The organism is Streptomyces sp. NPDC043427 (assembly GCF_056436655.1).
The window spans coordinates 1-12,917 of record NZ_JBWKCC010000042.1; the positions used below are offsets into that span (position 1 = coordinate 1).

The 12,917-nt window shown below is 73.1% G+C and carries 10 protein-coding genes; 8 read left to right on the top strand and 2 right to left on the bottom strand.

The features are described 5' to 3' along the window. On the top strand, positions 1–2,126 hold a 2,126-nt coding region (locus AC067M_RS41765), incomplete at its 5' end, for an ATP-binding protein (protein WP_478702226.1). Positions 2,127–2,153: 27 nt separating this feature from the next. Here the strand turns inward: AC067M_RS41765 and AC067M_RS41770 are convergent. Further along, positions 2,154–3,707 (bottom strand): MFS transporter, encoded by a 1,554-nt coding sequence (locus tag AC067M_RS41770; RefSeq protein WP_478702227.1) that lies wholly within the window; start codon positions 3,705–3,707, stop codon positions 2,154–2,156. 111 nt (positions 3,708–3,818) lie between these two features. Next, positions 3,819–5,030, bottom strand: coding sequence for an acyl-CoA dehydrogenase family protein (locus tag AC067M_RS41775; protein WP_478702228.1), 1,212 nt, complete (start codon positions 5,028–5,030; stop codon positions 3,819–3,821). Positions 5,031–5,144: 114 nt separating this feature from the next. On the opposite strand from AC067M_RS41775, the gene AC067M_RS41780 reads away from it, so the two are divergent. From AC067M_RS41780 to AC067M_RS41810, 7 genes are all read left to right on the top strand, one after another. Then, a complete protein-coding gene (locus tag AC067M_RS41780; protein WP_478702229.1) occupies positions 5,145–5,981 on the top strand; it encodes an enoyl-CoA hydratase/isomerase family protein in 837 nt (278 codons plus the stop codon). Between the two features lie 73 nt (positions 5,982–6,054). Then, positions 6,055–6,687 (top strand): hypothetical protein, encoded by a 633-nt coding sequence (locus AC067M_RS41785; protein WP_478702230.1) that lies wholly within the window; start codon positions 6,055–6,057, stop codon positions 6,685–6,687. Next, the gene (locus tag AC067M_RS41790; protein ID WP_478702231.1) at positions 6,684–9,482 is read left to right on the top strand and encodes a putative PEP-binding protein; all 2,799 of its coding nucleotides are present in this window, start codon (positions 6,684–6,686) and stop codon (positions 9,480–9,482) included. The genes AC067M_RS41785 and AC067M_RS41790 overlap by 4 nt, the downstream gene beginning before the upstream one ends. Continuing rightward, on the top strand, positions 9,479–10,597 hold the full coding sequence (locus tag AC067M_RS41795) for an acyl-CoA dehydrogenase family protein (RefSeq protein WP_478702232.1): 1,119 nt from the start codon (positions 9,479–9,481) through the stop codon (positions 10,595–10,597). Before AC067M_RS41790 ends, AC067M_RS41795 begins: the two co-directional genes overlap by 4 nt. A 17-nt stretch (positions 10,598–10,614) precedes the next feature. Further along, entirely contained in the window at positions 10,615–11,037 is a 423-nt protein-coding gene (locus tag AC067M_RS41800; RefSeq protein ID WP_478702233.1) for a Zn-ribbon domain-containing OB-fold protein, read from the top strand. Beyond that, positions 11,034–12,188 carry a thiolase family protein gene (locus AC067M_RS41805; RefSeq protein ID WP_478702234.1) on the top strand — a complete coding sequence of 385 codons (1,155 nt, stop codon included), beginning with the start codon at positions 11,034–11,036 and terminating at the stop codon, positions 12,186–12,188. The genes AC067M_RS41800 and AC067M_RS41805 overlap by 4 nt, the downstream gene beginning before the upstream one ends. 14 nt (positions 12,189–12,202) lie before the next feature. Next, positions 12,203–12,907 (top strand): SDR family NAD(P)-dependent oxidoreductase, encoded by a 705-nt coding sequence (locus AC067M_RS41810; protein ID WP_478702235.1) that lies wholly within the window; start codon positions 12,203–12,205, stop codon positions 12,905–12,907. Positions 12,908–12,917: the final 10 nt, after the last annotated feature.

Sequence of the window (12,917 nt, forward strand, 5' to 3'; positions counted from 1 at the left end):
TTGAGACGTCAGACATCTCGATCAACTGCCCGGGGGCCTCGCTCGTTGCGCTTCACGGACCGTCACCCGATCGGTGGCCCGCTCGAAGAAGCTCACTGATCGAGCGTCTGAAGCAACTCGGTGGCACCACCCTCCGCTTCGCTTGGGCCGCCGCTGTGCTGGGTGAGTCCATCTCACCGGACCTCGCGGCCAACCTCGCGGTGATCGGCACCGAGGACGCCGCCGAGGCGATCGAGAGCCTGCGGTCCGCGCGGATTCTCACCGACGACAATGGGCCTGCGGGCGGACTGGAGTTCACCCACCCCCTGATCGCCACAACGATCTACCGGAACATCCCCTCGAACCTGCGCGTCGGCATGCACAACGCGGCCGCCGAGGCCATCCGCGCCACAGGGGCCAGCTCCGCCGCCGCCCGGCATCTGCTGGAGGTTCCCTGCGACGGAAGGCCCGAGGCCGTCGCGTGTCTTCGGGCTGCCGCCCATGAGGACCTACGAGCCGGCGCACCGGAAGCCGCCCGACGTGTGCTGACCCGGGCGCTGCGGGAACCTCCCCTGCCGGAGGACCGTGCGGCCATCCTCCACGAACTCGCTTGCTCGACCTTCCTGATCGAACCCACGGCCACGGTCAGCTACCTCCGAGAGGCGCTGGCGGAGCCCGAAGTCGACCCCGACCTGCGCGCCTCCATGGTCTACCGGCTCACCCAGGCACTGGCCCACACCGACCGGTTGGCCGAGGCGGCGACCGTCGCCGCCGTCGAGGCCAAGAAGGCGACCAACCCCCGAACCAAACTGCGCATGCAGGCCGATCAGTTCGTGTGGAGTGCCTTCCGCACGGACGAGCCGGACTCCATCGCCCGCTCCCGCAAACTGGCGCGCCTGTCCGAGAAGCTGGCCGGTCGCAATCTGGAGGAGCGCTACATCCTCGGGTTGCGGGCGTGGGACGCCCTCGTGTGCGGTGAGCCGCGGCAGACCGTCCTCGCGCGTGCCGAGGACGCCCTGCGGGGCGGAATGAGCTGGACCGACGAGAACCGGGGCTTCGAGGTGCCCGTCTCCGTCGCGCTGACCTTCATGTACTGCGACCAGCCGCGGCGGGCCGAGGAACTGTTCACCAAGGGCATGGCCGAGTGTCAGGACAAGGGCTGGCGCGGCTCCCACCTGGCCCTGGGCCAGACGCTCTTCGGCTACATCCGCTACCGGCGGGGTCTGCTGGTGGAGGCGGAGCACTGGGTCAAGGAGGGCCTCGGCACGGCCGACCGCGTCGAGGGCGCCGTCCCCGCCCAGTGGTTCGCCATCGGCATCCTCATCCAGACGCTGCTCGCCCGCGGCCGGGTCGGTGCCGCGCGGCGGCTCGCCGACAAGTACCGGTACGGCGAGGTGGTGCCGAACGCCGTGATCTACCCGGATCCGCGCACGGTGTACGCCGAGCTGCTGCTGGCGGAGGGACGGCACGCGGACGCGGAGTGTCTGTTGTCCGCCGTGGGTGAGCGGCTCGAGGCACGGGCGTGGCGCAACCCCTCCTGGTGCGCCTGGCAGCTGGACCTGGCGTCCGCTCTCGCGCCCACGGACCCGGAGCGGGCGGTGAACCTCGCGCGGGACGCCGCCAAGCGGGCCCGGGACTTCGGGGCGGCCTCCGTGATCGGTCAGGCGCTGCACACCGAGGCCGAGGTGACGGGCGGGCCGGCGGCGCTCGAACTGCACGCGGAGGCCGTAGAACATCTCGAACGGTCGCCGGCGTCGTACGAGCTGGCCCGGGCGCTGGTCGGTCACGGGGCCGCGCTGTCGCGCAACGGCCGGATACAGGAGGCCGCCGACCGGCTTTATCAGGGTCTTGAGAGCGCCGTGCACTGCGGTGCCGAGACCCTGGCCTCGCGGGCCAGGGAGGAGCTCTCGGCGGCGGGGCTGCGGCCGCTGCCCCTGCGGTACGCCCAGACGGACACGCTCTCCGCGCACGAACGCCGTGCAGCCGAGATGACCGCCCAGGGCCAGTCGGTGGCGGTGGTCGCCAAAGGGCTGCGCCTCACCGAGCAGGGGGTACGGCAGCTGCTCTCCGCCGTCTATCGCAAGATCGGCACGGACGCGGCCGGTCTGGCCGACGCCCTGAAGACGTATCCCCGCCCGCTGCCGTGACGCGAGCCCGTCCGCGTCGGTCCGGTCTCAGACCGGGCCGACGCCGGTCCCGCCCTTGAGCCGTTCCAGGTCGGAGGGGCGGACCTGGATGACGACGACGGCCACCAGGGCGGCGAGGGCGGTGAAGATCGCGGCCATGATGAAGGCGGCCGACACCCCGGCCGTGAGGACCTCGTCGCCCCAGGGGGGCGGGAGTTGGCCGGTGCGCTGGAACTGCAGGCGTTCGAGGGGAGTGGCCTGCTCCAGGAAGAGGGGGATCTGTTTCTCCGCCTCGTTGGTGCTGGCCGTGCCGAACATGGTGACCAGGATGGACAGTCCGAGCGAGCCACCGACCTGCTGGGTGGCGTTGAGGAGGCCTGAAGCCGCGCCGGTCTCCTCTGTGGGGACGTTGGAGAGCGCCATCAGGGTGAGCGAGACGAACTCCATGCCCATGCCCAGGCTGAAGACGAGCATCGGGCCGAGGACGCTGCCCACGTACGTGGAGTGGACGTCGGTCAGGGTCAGCCAGGACAGTCCCGCCGCCGCGAGGAGCGCGCCGACCACCATGAAGGGCTTGGGGCCGTACGTCGGCAGGAACCGTGAGGCCAGCCCCGCGCCGACCGCGATGACCGCGCTCACCGGCAGGAACGCGAGCCCGGCCTGCAGCGGGCTGAAGTTCAGGACGTTCTGCACGAAGAGCGTGAGGAAGAAGAACATTCCGAAGATCGCCGCGGCGAGGCACAGCATGATGCCGTACGTGCCCGCTCGGTTGCGGTCGGCGAACATGTGCAGCGGGGTGATCGGCTGGCGGGAACGCCGCTCCACCAGGATGAACACTGCCAGGACCACCACGGCCGCGGCGAACGAGGCCAGTGTCAGGGCGTCCCGCCAACCCTCCTGGGCCGCTCTGATGAAGCCGTAGACCAGGAGCACCATGCCCACGGTGGAGGTCAGTGCGCCGGTGATGTCGAAGCGGCCCGGGTGGCGTTCGGACTCCTTGATGTAGCGGGGTGCGGCGAGGGCGATGAGCAGGCCGATGGGGACGTTGACGAAGAGCACCCACCGCCAGTTCAGCCACTCGACGAGGACGCCGCCCGCGAGCAGGCCGATCGCGCCGCCCCCCGCCGAGACGGCGGCGAAGACCCCGAACGCCCGGTTGCGGTCCGGGCCTTCGCGGAACGTCGTACTGATCAGGGACAGGGCCGTGGGGGACGCGATGGCGCCGCCGACTCCCTGGAGGGCACGGGCGGAGAGGAGTTGGGCCTCGTTCTGGGCGAGCCCGCCGAGGAGTGAGGCGAGCACGAACAGCAGGACGCCGAAGATGAAGACGCGCCGTCGGCCCAGGATGTCGCCGGTCCGGCCGCCGAGCAGCAGGAGACCGCCGAAGGTGAGGGTGTAGGCGTTGACCACCCAGGACAGGCTCGTCGTGGAGAAGTCGAGGGAACGCTGGATGTCCGGCAGTGCGATGTTCACGATGGTGATGTCGAGCACCACCATGAGCTGACACGACGCGATGACCAGCAGCGCCATGGCGTTTCCGCCACCTCCCGGTTCCCGGGTGGTGGTCTGGGGTGAGGAAGTCGGCTTTGGGCTGCTGGTCATCGCGCTCGCACTCTCGGGGGTCCAGCCCTCGCGAGGGGTCGGTGAACGAGTCCGTCCACCGCTGATTCCACCGTTCGACCGTACGCCCGGGTTCCGGTCGTCACCAGTCGATCAGGGCGCCGACGGCGCCGGCCGGCGGTAGGGCCGCACAGCGCGGCGGGCGATGGCGAAGCGGTGTGTCTCGGACGGGCCGTCATAGATACGGAAGGGCCGCACCTCCCTGAGCAGGCGGGCCAGCGGAGCGTCGGCAGCCGAGACGCCGAGCGCTCCGCAGATCTGCACCGCCCGGTCGACGACCCGGTTCACCGCCTCGGCCACGAACGTCTTGGAGACCGACGTGAGCTGGGAGGCGGCGGCGGAACCGGTGTCGAGTTCCCACGCGGTGCGCAGGATGAGGGCACGGCTCGCCTCGATGTCGATCTCGGAGTCGGCCAGCATCTGCTGCACCATGCCGAGGTCGCCGAGGACGGACCCGAACGCCGTCCTGCTTCCGGCCCGCTCGAGGGCGACGTCCTGGGCCCGGCGCGCGGCGCCCAGCCAGCGCATGCAGTGCGTCATCCGGGCGGGGCCGAGCCGGACCTGGGCACCGTCGAAGCCGTGATCCACCGTGCCGAGGACCTGGTCCTCCCCCACCACGCACTCCTCGAAGGCGATCTCGCTGTGCCCTGCGAAGAGCGACTCGTCGAGGGTTTCGATGTTGCGGACGATGCGCATGCCGGGGGTGCCTGCGTCGACCAGGAACATGGTGGCGCCGCCCGGGTCGCCGGGGCTGCCGGAGGTCCGGGCCATGACGATGGTGAAGCCGGCGCCGTCAGCCCCGGTGATGAACCACTTGTGCCCGTCGATGCGCCATCCGCCGGGGACCCGCACCGCGGTGGTCCGCAGGGAGCGAGGGTCGGCGCCGGCGCCCGGTGCCGGTTCCGTCATGGCGAAGCAGGACCTCACCTCACCGGCGGCGAGCGGGCGCAGATAGCGCTCCTTCTGCTCCTCGGTGGCCACCTTGTCGAGCAGGTGCATGTTGCCCTCGTCGGGCGCCGCGCAGTTCAGCGCCAGCGGGCCGAGCAGCGAGTAGCCGGCTGCCTCGAAGACCACCGCCTGCCCACGGAGGTCGAGCCCGTGCCCACCCCACCGCGGTGGCACGTGCGGTGCGAACACCCCGGCCTCACGGGCACCTTTCTGGAGGATCCGCCGCAGGTCCTCGGGGGCGTCGTGCACGGACCCGCCGCACTCGCGCTCGGCCGGTATCACCACGTCGCGTACGAACGCGGTGGTGGCCTCGGCGAGTCGGGCGACGGGCGGATCGACATCGAACTGGATGGGCACGGGTACCTCCCGCCGACGGGCGTACGGGCATCGGCGCCCGTCGCGTCCTAGAAACTGTACAGCGTCTTCAGTATCTTGCTGGGTGGCAATCGGCGGCGACGGGAGAGGAACCCCATGAGCACCCAGCCTGTCCTGGTCGTCCGGCACCCCGACCGGGTGGTCGAGTTGAGGCTCGACGACCCCGGGCGCGGCAACGCGCTCGACCTGCGGACCGCCGAGGCGCTCAGGGACGCGACCGCCCAGGTGGCGGCGGATCCCGGCGGCGCGGTGCTGCTGCGGTCGGCGGGCGCCACCTTCTGTGTGGGCGGTGACCTGCGCGCCTTCGCGGGCCGGGGCGAGGAGACCGGCGCTCATGTGCACGCCGTGGCGACCGCCGCCCATGCCGCGATACAGACCCTGTACGAGCTGCCGGTGCCGGTGGTGACCGCCGTGCGGGGTGCGACCGCGGGTGGCGGAATCGGTCTCGCCCTGGTCGGGGATGTCGTCCTGGCTGCCCGGTCGGCGCGGTTCCGGCTGGCGTACACCGCGATCGGGCTCACCCCGGACTGCGGAGCCTCGTGGCTCCTGCCCCGCCTGGTGGGCCCTCGCCTCGCGGCGGATCTGATCCTGACCAACCGGGTCCTGACCGGCGACGATGCCGAAAGCTGTGGTCTGGTGTCCCGGTCCGTCGACGAGGATGCGCTGGAGGAGGCCGCGCACCGGACCGCCGCCGAACTGGCCGCCGGGCCGGGTGACGCGCTGCGCGCGGCGAAGCGACTTCTGCGTGACGGGAGCGGGGACGCGTGCGGGGACGACCTGCGCCGCCACCTGGCGGAGGAGGCGCGGTCCATCGCCGCGCTGGCGGGGGGTCCGGAGGCGCAGGCGCGCATGGCGTCGTTCCTGTCGGGCCGGGGTCGCGCGGGAGCGGGCGGCGGGCGGGCCGGAGCGAGGGAATCGAAAAGTGTTTCTTGAATCCCTCTTCACTAACAACCCGGCCGAAGCGTAACCTCCGGGCAACACGGAACCGAGGAAAAGGTGTGTGGCGATGCAGTCTGCTGCCGTGGACCCGACGGGCGCCCTCGACGAGGACCTCACCGAAGCCGTTGTCGACCTCGTTCTGCGTGGCATGTGGCGCGGCCGGCCCGAGTCCGAACACCGCCCCCTGGTCGACGCCGGGCTGGCGATGGTGAAGGGCCCGATGGTGCTGCCGACCGAGCGCGCCAAGACGGCTGCCTCGCGGGTACTGCGGGTCACTCCCGGCTCCGTGCAGGAGCAGCGGATCACCGCGGCCTACCACGCCTTCCTGCCGGTCAACCGGCAGGTCCGTGAGGTCTGCACGGCCTGGCAGTGTCGCCCCGACGGCACCGCGAACGACCACTTGGACAGCGCCTACGACGCCGAGGTGCGCGAATCGCTGGAGGACGTGCACGAGGCCATCCAGCCGGTGCTGCGCAGGCTGGAGCCGGTGCTCGCGGGCAGCGGACGGTACGTCGCGGACCTGGAGGACGCCCTCGAGCGCTTCGACGAGGGGGCGGCGGAGTGGCTGGCCTCGCCACTGTGCGACTCGTACCACACGGTGTGGATGCGGTTGCACCAGGAGCTGCTGCTCGTGCTGGGGATCAGCCGGGCCGAGGACGAGGCCCTCGAAGAGGATCTGGTCGCGAGGAGCCGGGGTTGAGCGTCACCGACCGCGAGCCGGGCTCCCTGCCTCGTTCCGAGGCCTCCGCCCCCGGCACCGCCGCACAACCGGCAGCACCCACCCCCGCCCGCGGCGCGCGGGCGGATGCGCCCGCCACCGCGCTCGGCGCACAGCCCGAAGCATCCCGACCCGACCCCGCCCCAGGCGCACGGCCCGAAGCATCACCCCCCAGCCCCGGCGCCCGGCCCGAGGCGCACGTTCCCTCCGTACGCGTTGAGGCCCCCGCCCCCGGCGCGCACCCGGAGGCTCCCGGCCGTGCCCTCGTTCCCTATGGTCAGGGTCTCAGCCGGGGCCTCGACGCCGTCGAACTCGGGGCGCACGGCGCGGCGATGGACCGGCTCGTGGCGCTCGGGCTGCCGGTGGTGCCTGGGCTCACCGTGCCCGCGAGTGCCGCCGCCGCCCTGTGCGAACCCGGCACGGCCCGCACCGCCGTCGACCTGGTCGAACAGCTCTCGGGGCGGCGGATCGGCGACACGGGCCGCCCGCTGCTGCTGCGCCTGTCGGCGAGCGCGCCGACCGAGATCGCGGGACTGCCGCCCGACCTGGCCTGCCTCGGCGTCACCCCGGCCGACGCGAGCGCCCTGTGCGCAGTCATCGGTCGCGAGGAGGCGCTGTACGAGGTGTGGGCCGCCTCGGTGCGAATGATCGCCGAGCACGGACTCGACGTACCCGGTGCGGTGCTCGACGACGCCCTCCTCGATACGCCCGACCCGCGCGCCCGGGTGGAGGCGCTGCTGTCCCTGGCCGCCCGGCACGGCTCGCGGCCGTACCCCGACGACCCCGCGGAACAGCTGGCGCTGGCCGCCCGCGCCCTCCTCGTCCGATGGGACTCGCCGCGCGCGCGACGGTCCCGGCGGTCCCAGCGACTCCCGGCCGATCTGGCCGTCGCCCTGCATGTGCAGGCGCTGCGCATCGGCCCGGCGGACCACTCGGGCTACGGCACCGCGGTGAGCCGCCACCCCGAGACCGGCCGCTTCTCGCCCCACGGCTCCTTCTTCCGAGGCGTGCGCCGCAGTGCCCCGCCGCCGCACACGAGCGAACCGCTGGACCGGCTCGCGGGCGGAACCTCGCTGCTCGAGCACTCGCTGCTCACCCTGGAACGCCATCTGCACGCGCCGGTCTCGGTCGACTTCGAGGTCCGGGACGACGAGATCTCCCTGCTCGCCGCCTCGGCCCAGCCGCGCCCGCCGCTGCGCGCCTCGGTATGTCTCGCCGCCGACCTGGCCCGGGGCGGGACGCTCGGCCGGGAGGAGGCCGTCCGCCGGATCAGCCCCGCGCAGGTGCAGGAACTGCTGCATCCCCAGCTGCGGCTGACCGGCGGCGAGGAACTCCTCGTACGAGGGCTTCCGGCCTCGCCGGGGGCGGCGGCGGGTGTGATCGCCCTGTCCAGCGAACGGGCCCTCGAACTGGCCGCGGACGGCACGCAGGTCGTGCTCGTGGCCCGGGAGACGACTCCCGCCGACGTCCCCGGGATGCTGGCCTCCGCCGCGGTGCTGACCGGCACCGGAGGCATCGCCTCGCACGCCGCCGTGGTGGCGCGGGGTGCCGGGACGCCCGCGGTGTGCGGCGCCGACGGGCTGCGTGTGGACCTGGCCGCCGGGACGGTACGGATCGGCGAGCGGGTGCTGCACGAGGGCGACCCGGTGTCGCTGGACGGCCGTACCGGCGCCGTCTACGCGGGGACGCTGCGGGTCAGTGTCGCCGGACCGCCGCCCGAGCTGTCCACCGTCCTGGAGTGGGCGGACGGGATGCGCCGGCTCGGTGTGCGGGTCAACGCGGACACCGCCGCCGAGGTGGACACCGCCGTCACCCTGGGCGCGGAGGGCGTCGGGCTGTGCCGTACGGAGCACCAGTTCCTCGGCGCTCGCCTGCCGCTGATCCGCCGGGTGATCCTGGCCGCCGACCCCGCGGCCCGTGACGAGGCGCTGGTCGCGCTCGAGCAGGCCCAGCACGAGGACTTCCGGGCGCTGCTGGCCGCGGTCGGGAGCCGCCCGGTGACCGTGCGGCTACTCGACGCCCCGCTGCACGAGTTCCTGCCCGCCCCGGGAGAGGCAGCTCACGCCGCCGAGGAGCAGCGGGCCGCCGCTCTGCGCGAGGCGAACCCGATGCTCGGGCTGCGCGGGGTCCGCCTGGCCCTGCTGCACGAGCGGCTCTACCCGGCGCAGGCCGAGGCGCTCTTCGCCGCCTGGGCCGATGTGGCGGCCACCGGGGTGCGGCCCGAGCTGGAGGTCATGATCCCTCTGGTCAGCCTGCCGGAGGAACTGGCCGCGGCGGCGGCGTTCGTACGCGGAGCTGCCGACGCGGTCGCCGAACGCACCGGCGTCCGGGTTCCGTACCGTCTCGGCACGATGATCGAGACGCCTCGGGCCGCGCTGCTGGCCGGGGAGCTCGCCGAGCACGCCGAGTTCTTCTCGTTCGGCACCAACGACCTCACCCAGCTGACCTACGGCTTCTCCCGGGACGACGTGGAGCGGCAGGTGCTCGCCTCGTACCTGGAGCGCGGGTTCCTGACCGCCAGCCCGTTCGCGCGGCTCGACCCGCACGGCGTGGGCGCCCTCGTCGCCCTGGCGGCGGAGCGGGCCCGCAGCGTGCGTCCCGGGATCAAGCTGGGCGTGTGCGGGGAGCATGGTGGCGATCCGGAGTCGATCGCGTTCTGCGACGGCCTGGGGCTCGACTACGTCTCCTGTTCCGCGCACCGCGTGCCGGTGGCCCGGATGGCGGCCGCGCACAGCGCCCTGCGGGAGCGGCGTGAGGAGAGCGGGAGCGTGCGATGACGACCACCGTGACCGACGGCACGGCCCTGTCCGACGCCGAACTGGACGACCTGCGCGAGACCGTACGGTCGGTGTGCGCGGACGCCGGCGGCACCGCCTCGGTGCGTCGGCTGGACGAGCGCGCCCCCGGCATCGACGCCGGACTGTGGGACACCCTCGGCCGGCAGGTGGGCCTCGCCGCCCTGGGGCTGCCCGAGGCGTCCGGGGGTATCGGCGGCCTCGCCGAGATCGCCGCGGTCTGCGAGGAGTTGGGCAGGACGCTGGCGCCGGTGCCGCTGCTGTCGTCGACCGTGCTGGCCGGTCAGGTGCTGGCCGGCTGCGGCACGGCCGGCGAGGCGCTCGTGGAGCTGGCGGGGGGCACCGTGCATGCCCTGGCGGTGGCGTCGCAGGACGGGACCTGGCGGCCGGACGCCGTGCCGGTGGCCGTCTCCTGGCGGGACGGCGTGCCCTTCCTTGACGGCAGCGCGCCATTCGTCCTCGACGGCGCCGATGCCGAGTGGCTGGTGGTGGCCGCCGCCGGGGCCGACGGCGTCGACCTCTTCCTCGCCGACCCGCGCGACTCGGGGATCACCGTGCGCCGGGTACCCACCCTCGACCTCAGCCGGGGGCAGGCGGTGGTCTCCTTCTCCGGTGCCCGGGCCCGGGAGCTCACCGCCCAGGGCGCGGGGGCGGACGTCGTCGGCCGCGCCCTCGACGTGGGCCTGGTGGCCTTGGCCGCCGAGCAACTCGGGGGTGCGCAGGCCGCGTTGGACCTGACGGTGGCCCATGTGCGCGACCGTACCCAGTTCGGCCGGGCGATCGGCGGCTTCCAGGCGGTCAAGCACACCTGCGCCGACATGCTCCTCCAGGTCGAGGCTGCGCGATCGGCGGTGGTGCGCGCGGTCCTGGCGGCCGGTTCGCCCGAGGCGCTGGCCGAGGCGGCGGCGGTGGCGCAGGCCTGGTGCGGTGAGGCGTTCGTGTCGGTCGCCGCCGAGTGCGTGCACCTGCACGGCGGCATGGGCTTCACCTGGGAGCACGACGCCCACCTGTACTTCCGGCGCGCCCAGTCCGACGCGGCCCTGTTCGGCGGCGCCGCACACCACCGCGAACGACTCGCCGGGCTGCTGGGCTGGTGACAGGGAAGGCGGCACGCATGAAGACCACCCGACTCATCGACGACGGCCTGTTCGACAGCGTGGATCCACCACGTCTCGCGGGGGCGCGCTGCTCCGGCTGCGGCACCGTCGTCTTCCCCCGGCAGGACTCGTGTCCCAGGTGTTCGCGCGGGGCCATGTCCGCGCACGTGCTGCCGGTGGCCGGCCGGGTGTGGTCGTGGACGCTGCAGGCATTCCCGCCCAGGCCGCCGTACCGGCCGCCCGCCGGGGGGTACGAGCCGTACCACGTGGGCTACGTGGACCTCGGTGAAGTGCTGGTCGAGGCGCGGCTCGCGGTTCCGCGCGAGGAGATCTGGATCGGGCTGCCGGTCCGGTTGACCACGCTGGCCGCCTACCACGACGAGGACGGGACCGAGGTGCTGACCTTCGCGTTCCGCCCTGCCACGCGGGACGAGCGATGAGCCGGTCCGACGATGTCTACGTGGTCGGCTGCGGCATGCATCCCTTCGGCCGCGACGAGAGCGTCACCGGAATGGACATGGCCGTGCGGGCGGTCCGTGAGGCACTCGCCGACGCCGGTGTCGCCTGGGAGGACGTCGACTACGCGGCCGGCGGCTCCGATGTGTCCGGCAAACCCGACACGCTGGTGGGCCGGCTGGGTCTGACCGGTGTGCCGTTCGTGAACGTGCAGAACGGCTGCGCGACCGGTGCCTCGACCGTGCTGTCGGTGGCGCACGCGCTGCGGGCGGGCGAGGCGTCGCTGGGGCTTGCCGTCGGTTTCGACAAGCACGAACGGGGCGCGTTCCACGTCTCCGCGGCCCGCTACGGCCTGGGCGAGTGGTACGCCGAGAGCGGCATGATGCTCACCACGCAGTTCTTCGCGCTGAAGACGCAGCGGTATCTGCACGAGTACGGCATCTCGGAGCAGGCGCTGGCGACGGTCGCCGCGCGGGCCTTCCGCAACGGCTCGCACCATCCCCTGGCCTGGCGGCGCAAGCCGCTGACGGAGCGGGAGATCCTGGACTCCGCCGAGGTCAGCCCCCCGCTCACCCAGTACATGTTCTGCTCGCCGGGGCAGGGTGCGGTGGCGCTGGTCCTCGCGCTCGGCGACCGCGCCTTCGACCTGTGCGAACGGCCCGTCAAGCTGGCGTCGCTGGCCTTTCGGACGCGCCGGTTCGGCTCGTTCGAGGTGTTCGCGCCCTGGTTGCCGCCGGGCCCGCACCGCAGCCCCAGCGTCGACGCCGCGGAGGCCGCCTTCCGCACGGCCGGTGTGGGCCCCGGGGACGTGCAGGTCGCCCAGTTGCAGGACACCGACAGCGGCTCGGAGCTGATCCACCTGGCGGAGACCGGGCTGTGCGGCCACGGCGAGCAGGCGGAGTTGCTGGCGGGCAGGGAGACCGACCCCACGGGCCGGATACCGGTCAACACCGACGGCGGCTGCCTGGCCGGCGGCGAACCCGTCGGCGCCTCGGGGCTGCGCCAGTTCCACGAGGTCGTACGGCAGTTGCAGGGCCGGGCGCCGGGTGTGCAGGTGCCGGGTGCTCCGCGCGTCGGGTTCACCCATGTGTACGGGGCGCCGGGGATCAGCGCCTGCTCGGTACTGACCGTGTGAAAGGCGGCACGCGCATGCAGCAGGGCACCAGAACGGCGCTGGTCACCGGCGGGGCGCGCGGAATCGGCGTGGAGATCTGCCGTCAACTGGCCGAGAGGGGCCTGAGAGTGCTGGTCGCGGCCAGGAAGCGGGAGGCGGCCCAGGAGGTGTGCGGCGGCATCGGTCCGGCGGCGGTGCCGCTGGCCCTGGACGTGTCGTCCGCCGCGAGTGTCGCCGGGGCGGTGGACGAGGCTCTGGGACGCTTCGGCACGATCGACGTCCTCGTCAACAACGCCGGGGTCAGCCTGGACGGGACGCGCACAGCCCTGGGCCTCGACGAGGACGCCCTGCGCGCCACGCTGGAGACGAATCTGCTGGGCGCCTGGCGGCTGGCCGAGGCCGTCGTGCCCGGCATGGTGCGGGCCGGATACGGGCGGGTCGTCAACGTCACCAGCTCCTACGGCTCGCTGTCGCTGATGAACTCCGGTCGGCATCCGGCGTATCGCGTCTCCAAGACCGCGCTCAACGCGCTGACCCGGATGCTCGCCGCCGAAGTGGCCGGCACCGGTGTGCTGGTCAACTCGGCCGATCCCGGGTGGACGCGGAGCGGGATGGGCGGGGAGTCCGCACCGCGCGGTCCGCAGGAGGGCGCGGACACGCCGGTCTGGCTCGCGACGCTGCCCGAGGGCGACGGGACGACGGGTGGGCTCTTCGCGGACCGCAGGCCGCTGCCCTGGTGAACCGGGTGAC